Origin of the sequence: Mycoplasma sp. NEAQ87857 (assembly GCF_009792315.1) — a bacterium.
GTDB lineage: Bacteria > Bacillota_I > Bacilli_A > Mycoplasmatales > Metamycoplasmataceae > Mycoplasmopsis.
Genome location: NZ_CP045542.1, coordinates 347,769 through 371,705, shown reverse-complemented (window position 1 = coordinate 371,705; position 23,937 = coordinate 347,769). Strand labels below are relative to the sequence as shown.

The 23,937-nt window shown below is 25.1% G+C and carries 4 protein-coding genes; 1 reads left to right on the top strand and 3 read right to left on the bottom strand.

Annotation, left to right across the window (positions count from 1 at the left end; genetic code table 4):
• Window positions 1-271 precede the first annotated feature (271 nt).
• The 3 genes from GE118_RS01380 to GE118_RS01370 form a co-directional block, all read right to left on the bottom strand.
• Window positions 272-862: a hypothetical protein gene (locus GE118_RS01380; protein WP_158763670.1), complete on the bottom strand. Its 591-nt coding sequence runs from the start codon at window positions 860-862 to the stop codon at window positions 272-274.
• Window positions 863-1,013: 151 nt separating this feature from the next.
• On the bottom strand, window positions 1,014-1,634 hold the full coding sequence (trmB, locus tag GE118_RS01375) for a tRNA (guanosine(46)-N7)-methyltransferase TrmB (RefSeq protein ID WP_158763669.1): 621 nt from the start codon (window positions 1,632-1,634) through the stop codon (window positions 1,014-1,016).
• 48 nt (window positions 1,635-1,682) lie between these two features.
• Entirely contained in the window at window positions 1,683-15,200 is a 13,518-nt protein-coding gene (locus tag GE118_RS01370; RefSeq protein WP_158763668.1) for a GA module-containing protein, read from the bottom strand.
• A gap of 512 nt (window positions 15,201-15,712) precedes the next feature.
• On the opposite strand from GE118_RS01370, the gene GE118_RS01365 reads away from it, so the two are divergent.
• Window positions 15,713-23,935 carry a hypothetical protein gene (locus tag GE118_RS01365; RefSeq protein ID WP_158763667.1) on the top strand — a complete coding sequence of 2,741 codons (8,223 nt, stop codon included), beginning with the start codon at window positions 15,713-15,715 and terminating at the stop codon, window positions 23,933-23,935.
• Window positions 23,936-23,937: the final 2 nt, after the last annotated feature.

The window sequence follows — 23,937 nt, the reverse complement described above, 5'->3', positions numbered from 1 at the left end:
ATTTTATTGAAATAAGATACAGAATTTAATTTCCTTATTTCAAAACTTTAAGCAATTGTTTTATTTAAAATTACAATGTAAGATTTTGAAAAAGTTAAAAAAAGATCGTTTTAAATGCTCTTTTTTAGTATTTTTTGTTAAAACTTGGAAACTTAGGAGCAACTAGTGTTAAATTAATTTACATTCAACAAAGATTAAAGAGTAATCTAAACCAAACAATATAAAAAAATTGAGATATGCTTAGTTACTAAGTAATATCTCAATTTCTATTTTATTGAATGTAAAGACTGTTGTTTCTTCCTTTAATGTTTACTGCTGCAGGAGCAATAATTAAACTAAGTTCGGCAATTAGTAATAATCATACCATTGCTTCTGGACCTTTTTTACCAAATAAGTCATAAATAACTTTTTGGATGGCTTCAATATCTTTGCTATAGGTTGTGGTTTCACTAAAGCTGACAATTGCTGGATAAATATATTGAATAATTGCTAATATATTGAAAAGTGTTCCAAAAACCATCAAGATAATAAATGCAAGTCAATTTCTACAGAATAAACATTTAATGGTTTTAATTGATAAAATTAACATAAGTGTTAAGATGCAAAATAGATTAAATAAGAAGAATAACACTGCAAATATAACTGATACAACGTAGCTAGTATCAGGTGCGGCATCAAGAAGTTTTCCTAAATTTTTAAAGAATAATTTTGGTTGTAATGAAACTGATGTTAATGAAACATAAAACTTAAAGAATCCAGATTCAACATTAACTCCTTGAGCATTTTTGAATTTATAAAATCCAACTATAATAACAAGTTGCATAATAAATACTAAAATTGCAAATGTTACCAAGCTTTTCATTTTAACAAAATACTTATTGTTCATAACTTTTTTCCTTTACTTTATTTTATGTATTTATTATATATAGGCATAAGTTAGAAATAATCAAAAAACATTTTTTCAAAAAAAAAAAAAAAAAATACAATAAAGTGCCTTTATTGTATTTTTGTGTTTATTTTATTCATGTTTTTGGTTTTGCTATTAAGAAATTAATATTTTTTCCTAAGCTTGATCATTTTTTCTCATAACCAGTTTGGTAGTTATTTTGATTATAAGAACTTTGATGTAAATCTCTAGTTAAATCTAAAATTTCTCAATTATTTTCATTTAACGACTCAATAGAAAAGTCAAATAACTTATCATTATCAGTTTTAAAATAAAGCTTCCCTTCTTCAGTTAATAGCTTTTGATATAAAGCTAAAAAGTCCTTATAGGTCAATCTTCTACGAGCATGATGTTTTTTAGGTCAAGGGTCAGAAAAAGTTAATCATAAGGTATTAACTTGACCTTTAAAAACTTCTAAAAGCTCTCTAGCATCAATTGTAACTATATATAAATTAGTTAAATTTAACTCTTTAATTTTATTTAAAATCTTATTAGCTACTGTAGGATATTTTTCTAGTGCATAATAAGTTATATCAGGATTATTTAAAGCTAATTGACTAATCATTTCTCCTTTACCTGCACCAATTTCTACAACATCAGTTGCTTTTAAGGTAATTGGAAAATTAGTTAAATAATAAGGTGATTGCTCTAATTTAGTTAAAGCAGTACTATCATATCTTAATCTCATAGTTTGTATTATATCAAGAAAAAACCGCCTAAATGGCGGTTTTAATTCTTATTTATTCTTTTTGCGTTTAAGTTTTGATAATAAAGCACCAACTCAATAGAACATTGTACCTATAGTTGTTAAAATCAATAAGTATAATCATGAATAATCAGGTTTAATTGCTCCAAGAGTAATCTTTTTAATTAAATCTTGAATAAATTGAGCATCTGGATTATATGCACTATCTTTTAATAAGATTTCTTTCGCTATTGGTAGATTTAAATCTACTTGATCTTTATTAATTGCTTTAATGTAATAATCACTTTGAGAATCAATTAACTCATCATCATCAGCTACTACAATAGCTAATTTTTCCATTAAATCATCTAGGGTTTTAGCATCTTTAGTAGCTTTATTAATTACATCAACATCATTGCTGAATTTAATTTCACCTTCAAGATAGTCTTTTTGTTTATCGTTTAAGTGTTTTAATTGATCTAGTACTTTTAATCCATTATCAATAGCATCTTTTAATCTTTGATCTCCATTAAGGTTTTTTACATCATTGTTAAGTTTTGTAATTTGATCATTAATTAAACTTGTATCAGGATTAATACCTAAATTATCATTATCTACTAAATCTAAAGGTTTATTGTATAAACTTTCTAAATCATTATTTAATTTATCTTTTAAATCTTTAGAAGCGTTAATGAAGTTATTTGATTTTTTAGCATCTTTAGCTTTATTAATAGCGTTAAATAAATCATTGTATAAATCATTAGCATCTTTAGCTTGTTTTAAGATGTTTTGAATTTGATCATTATTATCTGCAGCATCAATTTTATTATTAAAATCTTGTTTTAAGCTTGGTGAGAGCTTATCTAATTGATCAATAATTGTTTTAGCATAAGTTTTATCTAAATCATCTTTCGCTTTAGTTAAATCATTATTAGCATTATCAATTGTCTTAACATCTGGTAGATCTTTTGAATCTAAAACTTTTTTAGCATTATCTAATGCTTGATCTAATTTATCTTTGGCTTGATTAAAGGCATCTTTAGCAGCATCAGAAGCATTTTTATCTATAGTAGGAATAGAGTTAATAGTTTTATTGACATTATCTTTTAAGGTTTTTAATCCATCAATAATTTTTGGTAAGTTTTGTTTAATATCATCAATTTGATTATTAATATCTGGATTATTAAGATTGTTAATTAACTTATTAACTACTTGGTTTTTGATTTTATCTTTAGTTGCTTTATCTAATGATGAATCATCTAATGATTTATTAACATTGTTTAATAAATCATTAATTTCTTTAGATTTATCAATAATATTAACTAAAGGTTGATCAATCACTCCTTCATTAGGTACCATTGAATGATCAATTTGATCTTTAATTGCATTGATATCTTTTGGTAAAAGGTTAGTTAAGCTAGGAGTTAATTTATCTAAAGTATCTTTAGCATTATCTTTAGCTTGATCATATACTTTAGTTAATTCTTTATTAATATTATTAACTAATTGATCATTAATTGGAATTGAATTAATATCTGCTATAGCTTTAGCTTTTTGATTATCATCTAAATAAGTAGCGGGTTCAATTCTTTTAGTTACATCTTTTAAGGTATTAATAGCATTTTTTGCTTGATCAATTACTTGATCAATTGCATTTTTATTATCATTTACTGTAGCATTAGGATTAATGACATTATTAATTTTGTCCTTAGTTCCATTAATAACAGCATCTTTTTGATCGTTAGTTAAATTATTGTCTTGATCTAAAGCATTTTTAAGATCTTTTAATGCATCTAATCCTTGATTAAATGAATCAATAGTGTTATTAATTGGATCAGTAATTACTCCACTAGGAGCTAAAGTTACTGCTTTAATTTTATCTTTTAAAGTTTGTTTATCACTAGCTGAATAATCATTGAAATCACTACCAGTATCAATATCATTTTCTACAATAGCTTTAGCTTTATCTAAAGCTGTAGTTAATGTGTCATTAATGTTATTAGTTAAATTATTATCAATTGGTAAGTCTTTTAATTGATTAATAGTATTAGATTTATCTAAATCACTTAAGTATTTTGCAGGAACTACCCGATTGATTGCTTTATTAATATCATTTAAGACATTATTTACTTTATCTTTAGTGTTATTAACTGCATCATCAACATTATTGCTATCTAAAGCGTTAGCTAAATCATTGTTTAATTGATCTTTAAGATCATCTTTTTGCTTATTACTTAAGTTGTTATCATTATCAATTTGATCTTTTAAGTCTTTAGCGGTTTTAATCACTTTATCAACATTGTTGATTAAAGGATCAATTTCTTTGTCAATTACACCTTTAGAAGGAAGATTAACTTTGTTAATTTCATCTTTAAGTTTATTTAAAGTATCTTCATTAACATTTGGTACAGTATCTTTAACACTATCAACAATATTATTGGCATTAGCTTTAGATGTATCTAAAGCTTTATTTAATTCATCATCAATAGCATCAGGAAGTTCTGAATCATCAGCTAATGAATTAATTGCTTCTTTAATTAAATCTTTTTGACCAGGATTTAAAATATTTGATCCTTCGACTCTAGCTATAGCATCGTCTTTAAGTTTCTTAGCAATTTCAGGACTAATAGTAATATTTGGATGATTTTTCTTAAATTCTAAAACATTATCATTTAATTTATTAGTATCATCATTAATTAAATCATTACTACTATTGATTTTATCTGCAGTAGTTAAATCAGGATTAGTTAATAAATTATTTAAATCATCTTTAGCTTTAGTTAAATCATCTTGAATTTTAGCTTTTTCAGCTTCAGAAGCTTTTTGGAATTTATTGCTATTAATTAATTTATCGGTGTTGCCAATTGCATCTTTTAGATTTTTAACATTGTTATCTAAATCAATTGCAGGATTTAGCACGTTATTAATCATTTCAGGATCATTTGAGGCTTCAATTTGTTTATTTAATTGATCTTTGTCTTGATCTGAAAGGTTTTCTAAATTATTAATTGCATTTTTAGCAGCTTCTTTAATGTCATTTAAGACATTAGGATTATTAGTAAAGGCACTTTTATCTAAGGCGTCTTTAGCTTTAGTTAAATCATCTTGAACTTTTTTAACTTCATTAGGATCTAATATTGCTCCACCATTTTGTTTATCAACTAAATCTTTAGCTGCTTTTAAAGCATCATCATAAGCAATTTTATCTTCTTTAGAAGCTTCACTATAAGCAGTTGCAGTTATAGGATTAGAAGTATATTCAGGACCTAATTTATTAATATATCCATCTAAATCAGCCATTTTATCATTTAAAGTAGTTGCTTTATTAATGATTCCGGGATTATTTGGATCAACATTATTTAATTCATCAATACTATTAGCATCATTAATTTGTTTAGTAATATCTGCTTTTTGAGCATTGTTTAAATTATTTAAGTTATTCAATTCTTTTAAAGCGTCTTTTTTAGCGTCTTTAAGAATATTATTACCATTTAATCCATTTAAAGCATTTTCTAAATCTTTAACAATTGGATTAATAATACTTGGTTGATCTTTAATACCTAAATTATCATTATTTAAAATTGGATCACTAGGATTATTGGTTTTTGCTAAAGCATTATCCAATGCTTCTTTAGCTTCAGGAGAAGCAAATTTATAATTAGGTGTTTCTTTAGCATTATTTGCATCAGTGATTGCTTTGAATAAATCTCCATAATCTTTATCTAAAGTTTTGGCATCTTTTAAGTTTTTAGCAATTACAAAAGGATCTTGGGTATTAGTAATAGCATCAGTAAATTGTTTTTTAACTTCTGGAGCAATGTTTTTAAGATCATTAATTTCATCTATAGCTGCATCTTTACGGTTTTGGATAGTTCCTCCAGCGTTAAGAGTTTTAAGATCATCTTTAACTTTAGCTATAGCATCATCAATTTGTTTAATTGCATCTTTTACTTCTTCTTTAGAAGCATCTGGTCCAGCTTTATTAATAATGTTTAAAGCATTATCTCTAGCTTTAGCTACTATGTCTTTAGTTTCTTCTGAAGCTTTAGCTAAATCATTGTTAAATGCAGGAGAAGTAATCTCAAAAGTTTTATTTTTAAGATCTGACATATCTTTATCTAAAGCATTAGCATTATCTGCAATATCTAAAGCTTTATTTTTAGCTCTATCTAAACCAGAAGTATCTTCTGGGTTAGTAATAATTGATCCATCAGTACCAATACCTATAGATTCTGCTTGTTTAGTAAGATTATCTTTTTGAGCATCGTTTAAGTTATTAGCTTTATCAATTGCATTATTTGCTAGTGTTCTATCATTGTTAATGTCATTTGCTACATTAACAATTTTTTCTAAACTATTACCAACTCCACCAGTAGGTTCTAAAGGTGAGCGATCAATTTTTTCATTAAATTTACCAACTTGGCTAGGAGTTAGATTTGGTAAAGTAGCAATTTTATCTTTAGCATTAGTTTGAGCTTGGTTAAAGGCGTTATTAACAATATTATCTACATCAGAAGCTAAAGTATCTGAATCATCAGGTAAATTAGAGATATTGTTAATAATATTGTTCTTTTGATCAGGAGTTAAAATATTAGATTCAGCAATACGCTCAATTGCTTGTTTTTTAAGTGGATTTTTAGCACCTACTAAAGCTAAAATAATACGAATCTTGTTGTTTAATAATCTAATTTCACTTGAAGATGCATTAATATCATTAGTGGTATCAAAACTTGCATTAGTATTAAAATCTTGTTCAAAGTTTGAAGCTTCAGCATAAACGATTTGATATTGTGATTTTTGAGCATTATCTAAATCATCATATGCTTTAGTTGTTTGTTTTAAAGTTGCTTGTTTAAATAAATCACTAAAATCACCATATCTAGTATCTAGATTCATTGCAGCTTTAACTATAATTCTTGCTTGATCAATAGTTTGTTGAGCGTTAGCAAAAGTTAATAATTTAGTTTTAATTTCATCAGATAAATGACCTAGGGTTCTAATATTAGTATTTACTTCTTGAATATTAGAACTTGCAGAAGTATCTAAGTTATCTTTAGAGTTAATTAAATTATTTTTAATCATAGCTACAGAATTAGGATCAACATTAGCTTCTCCAGTAACTTTGTTAGTAATATTAGTTGCAGTAGTTAAACTATTTTTATAGTTGTTTTGAGGTTCATTGTCTGCTCAGTAGTAGTTTTTAGTAGTTATTCTTGGTTCTTGTTTGTATTCAGTTGGTAAGTTAGCTAAATATTGAGTAATAACCCCCATATCATCATCAACCATACGAGCTTGTTGTTTTAATCCTGGTTCTAAACTACTTTCATTATCCAACATAGCTACCGATTGAGCAGCTTTAATTAATAAAGTAAAGGTACGTCTTTGATTATCATTAACTCATTTTAAGCTATTAATAAATCTTAATACTTCAGCTTTTTTATTATTTAATTCTTTATCACCATTAATTGCTGCAATTGCATTAGCTAATTGATCAGTAATTTTATCAACTCCAGGAAGATCATTATTGTATCCTAGTTTATCTTTATCTAAGAATAATGTATTAACGTTAGTTAAGATATTATTCAATAATTGTTTTTTATCTTCATCAGCAAGTTTAAAGGCATCAGTTTTTTTGATAATGTTTGCAAGTTTTTCAACTTCTTCTAAATTACCATAAGAACCATTAATGTTAATTGCATAAGTTAAGTAATTATTAAAGGTCTTTTCATCATTTGCATCTTTAATATTATTAATTAAAATGGTTTTAAGATCATTATTAATGTGTTCCATTTCACCAATTCTTAAAATTGCTTTATTCTTATCTTCTAAGAATTTAGCTCTCTTAAGTTTTTCAATTGCATCTTGAATTTCTTGTTTAGAAGTTTCAATAGCTTCTACAGTAGGTAAAGATGAATCTTGAGTTTTTAGAACTTGGTTAACTTTATCAATTACTGTTTTAAATTCTTCTTGTCCTGCAGTAGTTGCAGCGTTAAAGATTTCAGTAATTTCAGGACTTAAAGCATAACTATATTTCTCATTTAATCCTTTAAATGCAGTATTTAAATTAGTAGCAGCATCAATAATAGGTGTTGCTAATTTCTTAAATTCACTAATTGAATTAGTATTAATTGCTCTAATTTGATCTTTATAAACGTTTTTATAATCACCAATATAGTTTAAATTATCTACAGTATTTAAACTATTAATAATTTCATTAGCTAAGTTTTGATAGTTAGTAGTTAAGATATCAATTGGTTCATCAATTGGTCCAATAACTCTGGTTTGATCATTTTCTAATTCTTCTTTAAATAATGTTTTTAAATTATTAGGAATAAATGAATAATCAATATTATTTGGATTGTTAATTTGAGCAACTACATTATCTTTAGCACTTCTTAGTGCTTTATCTAAAATGTCACTAATTACGTTGTTTGCATTAGCATTTTTACTATTAACTAAACTTAATGAGTCAATAAATGCTAATTTTTGGTTTTGAGTTAAGAATTTAGATTGATTAATTCTTTCAATAGCATAGTTTTTATCACCATTTAAGAATGATCAAGCATTATTAATTTCTTCAATTAATAATGTAATCTTATTAGAAGCAGCATTAAAAGTATCTAAGATTTCTTTATTTGCTTTATCTTGATCACTAACTAAATTACTATTTGCATATTTAGCTACAATAGCTTTAATTTGGTTATAAATAGTAGTTTGAAGTTGTTTAATATATTGTGTTAAGTTATCAAGATTGTTTTGTGGTTGATTTAAACCTACTAAATTATCATAATTATTTTTAAGATCTAAATCAGCATAAATATATTTATTAGTTTTTAATACATCAGCATAAGTTCTAAATAATTTATCAGAACTATCAAATGCATTATTTAATTGATTAATAATAGTTTTTAATAAGAATGAATTATTAATAGTAACGTTTTTAACAAAAACTTCTTTTAATAAATCTAACATTGCATTATTAATACTATTAGGTTTGACTACTTCAATACTTGCTGTAGCAGAATTTGGATCTTTATACACAAAACCATTAATTCTATTTAAAATTTCTGCAATATCTTTAATAGATTTTACAGGTGGAACATCATAGATGGTTCTGTCACTATTACCATATGGATTATTTCTAGGTTGTGGTTCTGGCTCATATAAAATGTTAGCTTCTTTATATATATCAAATTTTCATTTATTAGATCTTTTATAAATAGTTAATGCATTTGTAGCAAAACTAACACCTGATGGTTTTTTATAACTATTTAAATCATCACTATATCTAGTTAGAGATGAGTTATTAAATGCGTCTGGAGATAAAAATCCATTATCACCAAAAAGGAATTTAGGCTTATATAATCAGAAATATGGAGTTATGAGTCTAGTGTTATAAAAACCTAATCCATAATTTTTAAAAGTATAATTTGCATCAATTGTTCCTGATGATTCAATACTTTCTTTTAGATTTTTTAGTCCAATTTTTAGATTATCTAAATTATAAAGTCCGTTTTTAAAGTAAAAATCAAAATCTTTTCATTTAGAATATATTGAATCATCATTGAGATTTAATTTTCTATATATAGGTTTATCACTATCAGGACTGTTTCCAGTTTTGTTTTCTTTTCAATATTGTAAATATTGTTGTCAACCATTAAATGAGTTAGGATAACGATCTCTTTTTTCACCAAGACCAACACCAACTAAATTATTAAATTTGTTAACAAAATATAATTTATTATTAATAACTGCATATTGAGGATCAATTACATTTCATACAACTTGATCAGAGCCACCTGAATCATTGTTACCAATTTTTACTGATGCAACCCCTGCATAAGGAATATTTATAAAACCTGCAAGTAATGATAATTTTTGAGCATTGCTCAATGATGTATTTTTATAAATATCATCTATATTTTTTATATAAATAGATTTATTACTATCATTAACTAAATCAGGAAACTCAAAGTGATGACCACTAGTAAAAAATCCCATAAATGTTGCATAGTTAGTAATTCTATTTCAATCATTATTATTAAAAATACCATTACTATAATTTGGGATATCACCAAATAATGTATCTGGAAGATAAATTTTAGCATTATCAAAAGTTAATTCCTCATTATATGAATAATTATCACCACTTTCATCAGTTTTTACTTTAGATAATTGATTGTTTAAACCATTATAATAACTGTCTTGTATTTTTGATACAAAACCTTTATTTTCAATAATATACTTAGCAAATTTATAAGTAAAATCTAAAACTTGAGATAAAGAATTTATGTTTGGTTTTAGATTAAATTGTTTAGTAGAATCATCATATTCAAAAATTGAATCACTACCTTTTAACATATTTAATATGCCATTATAACCTGTTTTAGAAATTTGAGCACCATAGTAAACATTGTTATTAGCTATATCAAAATTACCGAATGTTCAAGTATCTTTTGTTAATGGATTAACTTGAGGATCTACAGTTGGGTTTGTACCATGAAAATTACTTGCATATAATGGATAATTCTCCTTAGTTTGATTATCATAAGTAAATAAATTAGATAAGAAGTTAAATAAATATGCATAAGATTTACTTATATTATATGGATCTCCAAATAAGTTTGATGCTTCTTTATACTCGTTATTTGAATTACCATAAGAAAAATTATCAGTTGGAATTCCGTAATATGGTGTTATAGCTAAACCATGAATAAAACCATAATTATCTAATGCTTTATCTTGAATCTCTTCAACATTAGTCAATTTTTCTATTTCTGATTTTCTTGCATCAACATATTTGCTACTAAATCAATTATAATCCACTTGAACACCACCTTGATAAGGAAGGATATTATTTAAATAATTACCTGTTGGTGGGTGAATTGATCCTGAATATCTGCTAGAATTTCCATTATTATTGGTTGTTGCTATTAAAGGAAAAACATTATTATCTTTTTCAAATATTTTTCAAGAATAATTTTTGTAATCTTCTTTAATGCCTTCTAAAATCTTATTTTTAAAAGATAAATATTTATTAATTGCTTCATTAACTGTTTCAAATGAAATACTTTTTAGGTTTGAAACTATACTTTTAGAAGTTGTAAGTACATCATTTAAACTAGAATCACTAGGTACAGCTAATGTACCAACTATACCATTTATATTATTTATTGAACCACTATTTAATGAACTTTCAGAAGCTGAAGAGTATTGTGTATCTGCTCTGTAATTATATGTATTGATTAATTCATTTAGGTTAGATTCAAAAGTTTTAACCTCTTGATTTAATTCGTTTACTTTGATTACTAAATTATCATAACTAATATTAGTTATGTCAATAGTGTTATATAAATTAAAGAAATGATTCTTAATATTAGTTGAGAATAATTCTGTGTTATTAATAATGTTTTTATTAATAAAAACATTAGAATTAATAGTTTTAGCTTGGTTTAAGATGGTATTGATATTAGTTAATTGATCCATTGAAGCATTAAATGATAATTTATTAATTTCTCCAACAAAGAAATTAACTATTGCAGTTGATAATGAAGAATAAATTGAGTTATTGCTATCTTGAATACTTAAACTTGCTATTTGTTTAGTACGTTCAAATGCTTGAGCAAGTATTTCATTTAGTTTTGCTGTTTTTTCTGTTTCTTGTAAATCATTGGGAACTCTAAGAATTTGATTAATAAAGATTGATTTTTCAATTAGACTTAGAATATTATTATTTTTAATAGTGCTTATAAAAGTATTTTTAAATGGATCATTTAATTGATCAATAAGTTGAATACTTGCAACTAGTTGTTTTAAAGAATTGTCTAAGTTAATAATTGAGAAATAAGATGCAAAAGCATTATTATTACTTAAAGATGTAATAAAGTTTTGAATTTCTAATAATTTATTAGAAAGAATAATGTTATTTGATTCTTCTTGGTTTGGAATACCATTTGGATAAATTTGATGAATCTTTTCTTTCAGTAAAACAATTTTATTAACAATTGATTGAACTATAGCAACAATGTTTTTAACTTCATCAAAACTATTAACGTTTAAAATAACTTTTTTAACTGCTTCAATATTATTAGCACCTAAAATGCTTTGTGCTTTGGCTGCTTGATCTTTAACTGATTGAATGTTAGCTTGAGCTTTTTCAATTAATACATCTTTAGAAGTATTTAAGCTATCTAATAAGCTTTGTAATTGATTAACATCAATAATGTCAGTTAAGAAATTAGCATTAAATAGTTTTTGGATTTTGTTAATGGTAGTAATAAATTCAGTTTTAGCTTCGTTGCTTGAGAATCTAAAATTAGTACTACTTGGGATTTTATTATTAATTAAAGCAAGGTTTAAAGCAACATTTAAACTATTCATTAAAGAACCTACATTATTAGCTTGAACTAATAATGAACCATTATTAGAAATTGAAAGTTTTAAAGGATCACTTTCGGTTCTGATTAAAGTATAGAAAATACTTCTTTGGTTAGTATTTAAAAGGTTTAAGGTTTGAAGATAATTGATTCCACGATATTGGAGACTGTGAATTTGAGGGTTTCCGTTTAAGTTAAAACTAGCATTTGCTAATGAGTTGATTAATAAATCAACATCAGTAGTACTTAAACTTAAACCTTTATCATTTTTAAAGATTGAATCATTTGATGTCAAAGTGTTTAAGATTTGATTTAAATCATCTTTATATTGTTGGTCTGAATCACGATAAATACTTGTGGTTTTAATGTGATCAATACGAGTAATTACTTGTTTTAATAATTGGTATTTGTTATTTAAAATTCTAGCATTGTATTCAATTTCATTAATAATTTCACTATCAGTTTGAGATAAGATTTGATCTCTAAAGGTTTGAATGATATTATCTGATAAATAAGTAAATTGACTTAAAACTGCATCAGTTGTAATTTTAAGTTGTGCAATTTGATCATTAACTAATTTATTATATGCATTAGTTAATGCATTGGTTAAAGTTTCTAATTGATATAGTGATAAATTAGAATTATTATTAAATAATGCTTCAGCTTCTAATTTGTATTTATCAAAGTTAGCTTTAGCTTCTTGGGTAGAACGATAGTAAACTTTGTTTGCTTTTCTTGATGTATAAGTAGTATAAAGTTGTTTTAAATTACTCATTGCATCATTAAGTTTTAACCCAGTTTGTCTAATTTCAATTACTTGTTTGGTAGTTGTTTGGTTATTAATATCTGCTTTTAAAGCATCTTTTTGAGCTTGATTTAAGTTAATTAATTTATTAACTCAATCAATAGTAGATTGTTTAAATTCTGTATTTCCGTTTAATTTTGAAATAGCAAATTGTAAATCAGCAATAAATTTACTAATTTCTGTAGCATTTTTGTATAAAGAGTTTTTATTTTCTAAATATGAATTAATGTTTTTTAAACTTGTTTCAAATAAGGTTTTTTCAATTGGGGTTGAATATACATAATTAAAATTATTGTCATTGTTAGGATTAGACATTATGTCATTAGCTTTTACAACTAATGCTTTTAATTCTTTCATTTTTTCAGCTAATGCATCACCTTCAGTATTAATCTCAGTAATAGTATTTTCACTAGGTGCTTGTAAATATAATTTAGTTAAATATTCAATTTGAGAATCAGTTAATATCCCTTTTCAAGCATCTTTATTTAATGGATAAATTCCGCTAGTTAAATTAATGGTTGCATTATAAAGGTTGTTAGTTAAAATTTTAAGTCTCTCAATATAAGTACGATTATCATTGTAAGCATCTTGAGTTCCTAAAACTGTAACTATTTCATTAGCATCTAAATCTTTAGTAAAGTTAGTTTTAATTAAATCCTTAGCTAATAAGACACTATCAATTGCTTCATTTAAGTCATTGATGTTATCTGCACCATTTAAATAAATAAAACTATGTTTAACATTTTTGTTAATGAAATTAAGTAATTCTTCTAAATTTCTTGATAACTTATTGTATTCAAGAATGTTGTTAAAGTATTTGTTAGATACAATTTTATTTTCATTAATTTCATCATAATTTTGTTCAATATAATTTAATGCATTAGTTTTAACTGATTCATCAATGTTTTTTAACAAACCAATTTGTTTAATTTGAGAACTAAAATCATTTTCTAAAATGTAAATTGAATTTTTAACTTCTTCATAGATTTTTTCAATTTCTTTTAAATCTGCAGTTGCAGCTAAATCTGTACCTCTAGTGTTATTTACACCTTTTTGAATGTATTTAAAAGAATTATCTAAAATAGCATCAAATTGTTCTTTATTAGTTGCATGAGTATATAAAGCACTAGTTTTATAGTTATCAAGTGCTAGTTTTTGAACATCTAGCATTTTTGAAAGTAAATTATTTCTAACAACAGCATCAGTAACTAAACGTCTAAATTTAGCAAAACTAAAGCTGGTATTGTTATTTGGATTAGTTACCTTCATTAAGTTATATACAACATTAGCATTTCATCTATTACCTACAGTTAAATCTGCAATATCTGAAAGACTACTGTTATATAAACTAGCATAATCTTTTCTAGCTTGTTGTACTTGTCTAAAAATAGTTAATGGAACATAGTTTAAGTTTCTTACTAATAAGTTTAACTTAGCATTATTTTTACCTACAAGAACTGAAGAAATCTTAGTTTTTACTTGGTTAAGTAAAATTTGTAATTTTAAAGCTAAGGTTGAATAATCATCTTCTCTTGTACTACTTCCAGGACCAAATCTATTTGCTTGATCACCATAAATTGACACATAATTAGTTTGAAGGATTTTTAAAAACTCTTGATTTCATTTATTAATTTCGCTTGAGTCTTTATCGTTGTAAGGATAAAAACGATTATATGAATCGCTACTATCAAAATTCTTACTAGTTAAATAATCGTTAATATTAACTTCATTAATGTTGTTTGGTAATTCATAAAACGGAAATAAATCTCCACCAATTCGTTTCATTAATTCTAAATTAGCTTGTAATTCTTGTTTGTTACCATAGTAATTGTTAAATGCTTTTTTATAAGCATCACTAACTTTAGTGGTTAATTTAACTTTAACTGTATGAGTATTTGCATCATACATTGCACTTACAATGGTTGGTTTTTCTCATTTATATATTTTAGTTTTATTATTCGAATCACTAGGATTGCCCGATCCATTTGGACCATTAGTATTATCTACTTCAAAATAATCATTTAAAGCAATACCAGTTAATCCGTTAGTAATTTTAGTTTGATCAAAACTAAATCCTTCAATAGGAATTCTAGATTCAAAAACCACATCATTAACATTAAATAACAGATTAGTTTGTTTCTTAACATCAAAAAGTGGTACATTATCAATCTCTAAATAAGGAACTATTGGACTTTCAACTCAATCATAATCATGATCAGTTCCTCTAGTTATTTCAAAATCAAATAAAACATATTTTGAACTTTGTACATTGGTATTTGTGTTTACACTTACACCTGTGTTGTCACTAGCACTAACTGCTAGTACACTAGTAGCAATAGCTATCGCTAAAGGACTAGAATAGGTTAAAACTTTTTTCATCTTTTTCATAATAATCTCCATAAATCAATTCTATGGAATCATTTTTATATGATTCATTATTAATTATATAACTTATTGAATGCAATATATATATATATATATATATCGATAAAAGTTTTATTCATCCATACTTTAATAGTCAATATATAAAATTATTCACATAAAAGTCAATAATTAGAGCTGTGATTTACACTATAAAAACTTATTCTGCAAAATAAAAAAAGCAATTTCTAACCACTGATAGTAGGATAAAAATAACTTTTTGGTTTTTTTATGATCTGTTTTTCATATTTGCATTTTGTGCAAATTTATTTTTTATTTCTTGATAAATATTTATATCAAAATTTCATAAATATGAATAATTTATTTAAATTTTTTTATGAAATGTAAAAAAGTTTTTCATTTAATTGGATTAAATTATAATAAGAAATATATTAAATATAAATATAGGTTAATATATATATATATATATATTAAGTCTAATATGAAAAAATTTCATATCTCACATTAAAGGAGAAATTATGACCAAGAATAATAAAAAAATAATAATTGGAGGGGTAGCTGCTTTAGCTTTAATAGGTGGTTCAACCACTGCTGGTATTTTACTTAATAAATACCTAAATCAAACTAAAGAAACCAAAGTAGAACCAGTTGCTAAAAAAGAGTATTTTGATAACACTATTTACAAAGCTCTTCATGCTAAGTTAGATGTAATTGATAAGTTCATTAAACAAAATGAAAATAATCCTGGATTTAGTTCATTTGCTAATCAATTAAAAAATGATAAGAACTTAATTAATCAATTAATTGATTCTAATGAATATCGTAGTTCTACTACTAAGATGATTCAACTTAATCAAGAGATTGAAAACAAGTTATTAAACTATCAATTTCACAATACACCAACTGCAGTAAATTCTGTTGTTGATCAATGAGCTAAAGCAATTAAATTTCATGATTTAAAAAATGAATTTAATTCAATTAAAACTAAATTTGATAAAGGTTTAATTGATAATGCAACTTTTAGTAATCAAGTTAATAAACTAATTGAACAACAAAATAGTTTAACCATTGATTTACTTACTGAAGTTTATTTAGTTAATAGTCAATATCATAATGCAGTTAATAATCATTCAATTGTTTTTAAAAGTTTAAGATTAAAAGAATTAAGTGATTTAATTCTTAAAACTTACAATCAAGATGAAATATCTAATGACTATTGAATGGAATTAGCTAAAATCTTTAACCAAGTTAAATCAAATGAAGGACAAAATTTCAATGATACAACTAGTTTAATTAATTCAATTAGAAACTTATCTAAAGCAATTAACTCTAGTGCTATTAGTCAAAATGATAAAAACACTATTTTAGATTTTGTTAGTCAATTAGAAAATGTTTTAACTAACGACATTGATTATCAAATTACTTTAGAAGCTAATTTACCATTAGTCCAAAACTTAACAGAATTTATTTCTAAAACATCATTATTAGTTGCTAATGCTAAATTTGATAATAAAGCACTAGAAACTTTTATCAATCAATTTATTCCAAATAAAAACTATGATAATGCTAACATTGATCAATTAATTAAATCATTTAAATTAGACAAACAATTAAAACTAAACCAAGTGCTAGATCAAGCACTATCTTTTGTTGTCTTTAGATCAAATGAACAATTACTTACAGCTTTAAACATTAGATTAAAAAATCTATCAAATCAAGATATCTCAGAACAAAAAATCAATCAATTAAAAGAAAATGTTGCTAATTTAAGTCAAAATAAATTAGAACTTAATAGCACTAATGCTTTTAGTTTCTTTAATCAAATTTCAACTTTAAATCAACAAATTGATGCTGAAATAGCTAATAACCAAGCATTTAAATCTTTATTACAAGAAATTAAAATGCAAATTAATTATTCATTAGATAATAGATTAAGTTTTGATCTTACAGCTGATCAAATTAATCAATTAAATAAAACTCTAGAAGATATTACTTTAGATTTATCATCAAAACTAAATAGTTTTGATTTAGATAATGCTGCTTTAAAATATGCAGAAATCTTACGTCAAATTAATAAGTATGAATTAGCTTATTTAGTAGCTGATTTTAGTTCATTAACCAATACTCAAGATGCTAAATACTTAGATAGTAGCTATTTAACTAAATTTAATAGTTTTAAACAACTTGCAGATAGTTATGTAAGTGCTTTTTCAACAGCTACTAGAAATCAAATGCAAGTTTTATTACAATTATTAATTCAATTAAAAATTGATGCAAGAACCAATATTGCTACTAATAAAGCTATTAGTAATTTAAACGCTAATAATCAATCATTAAATAATTTATTTAACCAAGATCAAGATAGTTTAAGTTATAAATCATTATTACAAAAAAATGGTGAAATAGCTAAAGCTATTAATATTATTGCTAATGATAATACTAAATCAGTTGATCAAAAAGAAGCTGAAATAGCTACTTTAATTAATAAATCTAATCAATATTTAGCTAAAGCTCCAAGCTTATTAGCTTTAGAAAAACAAGTTAATCAATCTAAAAATGTAATTGCAGATGTTAGCTCTAACCCTGATACTAATATTTTATTTGCTAATGATATTAACCAAATTGATCAATTAGTTAAAAATGCTTTAGCTGCAATTGATCAACCTTTAACTCATGATGTTGATGATATTTACCAACAATTAACTAATAAAACTAAATCACTTCAAGAACAAACTAAAGATGTAACTTCAAATCAATTAATTGAAGTAGTTAATTTAGAATTAGATAAAGCAGTGGCTGAAGCTCAAAAAGATGGAATTGAATTAGGAATTAAAGCTAAATTAGATCAAAAGATTAATCAGTTAAAAAATCAATTAAACAACGTTCCTAGTGGATTAGATTCAAATCAAACTAAAGAATATACTGATAAAATTATTGATCAAATCAATAAACTTAAAGATACTATTCCTAGTGCTACAGAATTTGATGTTGCTAAAACTAAATTATCAAAAAGTATTGATAATGTTATCAATACTGTAGATCTAGGAGTTTTACCTGCAAATGTAATTGCTGATGCTAAAGCTAAAGCAGAAGAACTACAAAACTTCTTTGATAATTTAAATGAACCAGAAATTACTTCAAATGCAGAATATCAAGCAAAAACCCAAGAAGCTCTTGCTGCTACTTTAACTTTAAATCAAGAAGTTGCTAAAGCTCAATTAAATGCTATTAGTAAAGAAATAGAAGGATTAATTGTTGATAATCCTAATAATGATCCAGTAATTGCTAATTTAAATTCTAAGATTCAAGATATTTTAAATCAAAAAGCTCAACTAGAAGCTGAAGCTGCTAGTCATCCAGATCAAAAAGAAGCTTATACTCAAAGCATTAACAATTTAGTTAAACAAATGGCTAAATATAAAAATCTTTTAGCTAAAGATGCTTCAGTTGCTAAGAAATTAAATACTGTAGATAAAGATAAATATCCTATTGCTTATAATAAACTTCAAGATATCTTAAAAGATTCTATTCCAGCAAACTTAGATCCAAATCAATCTTTAGATGCAATTAATAAAACTATTAAAGATTTAGATAAAGGATTAAATAAAGTTCAAACAGAACAAGATCTTACAGATGCTTTAGCTAATGTAGATAGTGTAATTAAAAACCAAAAAGATACACCAAACAATGAAACTAGAGCTATTTTTAACAAAGTTGATGCTGACGCTTTAGCTGAATATGATAAATACCAAAAAGTTTTAGAAAATCCTAATTCTTCAAAACATAGAATTGATGACGCAATTAATAAACTTAATAATTTAGCTACTCAATTAGAACAAGATAAAGATAACTTAGTTAAAAAATACAATGATCAAAAGAATGATATTGATACTAAGATAAATGATTTAAAAGCTAAATTGACTGCTATGGGAGTTAATTCAAATGATAATAATCTTGAAATTAATAAACTTTTAGCTCAATTTGATGCAATTAAAGATCAACCTTCTACTACTTTTGATGATTTAGATAAAATCCAAAAACAAATTAATCTTGCTTATAACAAAGATGTCTTTAACGCTAAAGCTCAAAAAGCATTAAATACTTTAAATCAATTTAATAATGCTGATGCTAATGAACAAGCAAACAGTCACATTAATGCAACTAAAACTAAGATGCAAGATTTAATTAATGATCTTTTAAATGGTGTTAATAGTTATGATAATGTAAATGATTTAATTCCAGTTCAAAACAACATTCAAAAATTAAATGAACTTCAAGAATTAATCAATAAACAAAAAGAAACTACTGATCGTATTAATACCTTAGCTAAACCAGGATCAAAAATTCATCCTGATTTACTTGCAGAATCTTTAGCTGATTCAATCCCTACTAAAGATGCTTCAATTTCAGATATTTCAAATATCACTAGTGAATTATCTGATGCATTAGATAATTCATTCTCGTTTGAAGAAGTTAAAAACAATAAACTTCAAGCGATTGAAAATACAAGAACTAAATTTGATCAATTATTTGATCCAAATACTCAAGATCAAAATGCTAAACAAGCAATTTCAGGGGTTAATGGATTATTAGATCAATTAAAAGCTGAAGTTAATCAAATTCAAGAAGGCCCTGGATCTAAAGCAAAACTTAAAGCTGTAGAATCTCAAATCCAAGAAATTAATAAAAATGCTAATAACATTTTAGATTTAGCTAAAACCGTTAAAAATGATCAAGATCAAATTGCTGCTATAACTAATCCTTCAGCTTTAGAAACTAGATTGATCAATGAACTTAACGAATCAATTACTGATGCTCAAAGTATTTATGGAAATATCTCAAAATATCCTAATATTGTAATTTCTCAAAACAAGCTAACTGATTTATCTAATAAATTAACTATTGCTTCAGCAGTTAAAGAAGAAACTACTAAAGCTAATGATTTATTAAAAGCTATCACTTACCCTACTGGTACAGATAAATACGCTACTCCTGCAGATGCTAAAGCCAAAATGCAAGAATTTATTAATGCTCTTGTAACAAAATCTGAAGCGACTGATGCGACTTTAGATACTTTACAATTAATTAAAATTGATTTAATTCAAACTCAAGATTTATTAAATAATCAAGCAAGTAAAATAGCTGACCAAGCAACCATTAATCAAAATGTACCTGCAGACATTGCTCCTTATGGATATACTAAAGATGCTAAAGATCTTGCAGATGTGATCATGCATTCTATTCCAGGATATACTAATGAAACCAATTTAAGAACTATCTCAAGAAATCTTGATAGCGAGTATTTATCTACTAAAGCTATTTATCAAGCTAGAAAAGAAGCTTTAGATAAAATTCTTTCAAATATTGGATTTAAAACTTTAGAATTACAAAACATTAATAATTCAAATGGTGATAATACCATTATCATTAATAAACTTAATGCTTTTTATAGTAAGCAATTAGAATTATTAAAAGATGCAGCAACTGAGCATGATATAGCAATGATTTTTAATGAAGTATCAAAATATCACGATGTTGCTAATGTTTATTTAGAATTAAACAACGCAATTAAAAACGCTTTAGTTAAAATCAATGATAGTGAAACCCAAAAATATGCTTCAAATAGTAATGTATCAAGTACTATTAGCGAATTAAATACTTTAATAGCTACAGGTCAAGATAGTTTTTACCAAAACATTAACTCTATTACTTTAAATGGAATTACTTCTAAGATTCAAAAATTAACTTCTTATATTAATTTAGTTATCGGTATAGCTCAAAAAGAAGCAGATCTTGCAGCTATTCCTACTTCTGGAACTACAGATAATGTATTAACTGAAGCTCAAAAAGTTCCTTTAGCTAATATTCTAAAAAAAGTAAAAGAATTATCAACTCAAAGTCAATATGATAATGAAGATGGATATGTTAATTTATTAAATGAATATCTAATTGGAGATAATGCTAATAGTTATAATCAAGCTAAAGCTAATTCTTTAGATTTAGTAGCTAAATTAAAATTAGTTCAACCATACTTAGATTTATTAAATAATAGTGCTTATTATGCTACTGAAACTCCTGCTATGAAGTTATTATTTGATAATTTAAAAGCTCTAGCAGCTAGTGCTAATGATGCTTTAGTTGATCCAAATCATAATGAATTAACTAAAAAATCACTTGCTAGAAGATTGGTAGCTAAATATGAACAATTATTAAATACTAAACAAAAAGAAGTAGTTAACTTTGTTAATTCAACTAATAATCTTTATAACTTTATAACAAATAACTACACAGGTACTCATACACCATTATTAGCTAATTATCAAGCAGATACTATTACTACTTTTGATAATTACTCAACTGATTTAACTAATGCTAATAGTATTGTTGTATATCAAACTAAAATAACTAACGCTTTAAAAGTTTATAATGAGCAAATTGAGAAATTATTTGTTTATGAACAAAATCAACTTAATGCTTTATACAATAAATTAGATTTATACTACCAATACTTTACAAGTACAACTAATAATAATGTTGCATTATTAAAAGAGTATTTAAATATTTCTAATAGTCAAATCCAAGCTTTAAAAACTATGTTAGATAAAGCTAAAACCTTAATTGATACTCAACCAACTTCAGAAGATAAAGCAGATTATAAAAACTTTATTAATAATAACTACAAAGTTAAATTATTAGATCTTCAAGGTGTATACCAAAGTTTTACTAATGATATTAAATCTGATTTAGCTCAAGCTAAAACTAGATTTAGCTATCTTAAAAAACAATTAGTTACTAAAACTGATGATGTTCCTACTTTATATGATAATTTACAAGCTTTAGGTGTATTAAATCAAGTACAACAATTAATTAATGAAACCAATGCTAAAATCAATACTTATGAATCAGCAAATATTGATGATTTTATTATTGATAATGAAGATATTAATTACAATGAAGCATTAACAGAAACAATTAAAAATGCTAGAGCTGCTAAAATTACTAATTTTGATAATTTAGCTAATAACTATGTCGCAGTTCAAGAAAGCATTACTCATTTAATCTTAAATAATACTAATAACTCAATTAGCGAACATAGTATTAAAGATGTGTTAACTACATATGTAAATTCAAAAACTAATTTAACTGATCTTATTACTTTATTCTCACATAATCCATCAGTAGATGTTAATCCTTCAAATACTAACCCATTTAATGAAGGATTAACTAGTTATAAAGTATTAGCAGATGATATTACTACAACTTTAAATGCAGTAAATCAATTATTAAATCAAAAACCTCAAATTAGAATTGCGATTGATAACATTAATCGTTTAATTAATAAAGCTTCTAATATTACTAAATGAGTAACTATTAAAACTAACCAATTATTATTCTTTAACTATATTAGTGAACACTTCAATGATATTACTCCTTTAGATTCAACACTTGCAGATGACTTTAAAGAGAAAGTAGATGCATTAGTTGGACAAAAAACAACTATCGAAGGTAAAGATGCTATTTTATTAAATAATCAAAGTAGTATCTTAGATTTATTTAGTAAATTCAACATTGTTAAAGGGAATAACGTATATAACTTAGATAATGTTAAAGTTTATTTAGTAAAAGATCCTTCAGCAACTGATTTTGTTGTTAATTCATTCCAATCAGATACTTCATATAAAGAAAGTCAATTTAATTTAAAATTTGTCTTTACTAATACAGATCCAAACAGCACATTCAAAAACATTGACTCATTTAGTTTAGACTTTAATGACATTAGAGTATTATTCAAAACTCAACAGTTTGCTACAGTTACAAGTGATTTCTTAGAGTTTAATAATGGAGTAAGTAACTTCAAGACAAAAACTTTACTTAATGCTTCAAAAGCTGGATGACCAAACATTATTGCAGGAACCAACTTCGTTGGAGCGTTTTCTAAATATAGTTCTGCTTATGCTTCTCAACAAGGATTGCAATACTTCTCAGAAGATGTAGATGCAGATATTGATGCTCCTGCAGACAACACAACAACTTCTAGCCCAAACTTTAGAATTAAAATTTCTTGAGGAGATAGAGTTATTGGTGGTAGAGGTCTAAAATGAAGACAAGCTAAAAACTCTGAAGGAAAAAGAATGCTTTTCTGAAAAGCTCAACAACCTGACCTTGAGTTTAAACACGATAATAGTGGAGATTATTATGAATTTTGATTACCTTTATTTATCCAAATGCCTTTAGAAGGGGTTGATGACCATGGTAATCCAGTTATGGAAAATGGTCATAAATTAAACGGTACATTAACAATGTATACACAACTTAACTATATTTCATACTACAATAAAGAAACATCTGATATCGGATTCTTCTGATTAAATTCTGTATTTAGTTGAGGGGTATTTTTAACCGTTAATAATGAAGGTGATGATGCTATTGAATTCACTAAATATATAACCGAACAAATGAATGATAAAAACCACTTATTTAGTTTTGCTGTAGGAAATAATAAATTAAAATGAAGAAAATTAGATCAAAGTTGATTAATGGGTTCATCAATAACTGAAAGTAATGTTATAAATGGTTTTGATGCATGATTTGCAGCAACAGATAGAACAACAATAAATGAATATGTAGCTGCTGCATCATTTGTTTCTGGAAAATATTTTAACAAGGCAGGTCAAGACACTACTGGTAGTGGTTTAACAACTTCATTCGATAAATTCAATATTAAATTGAAATTACATTAAAA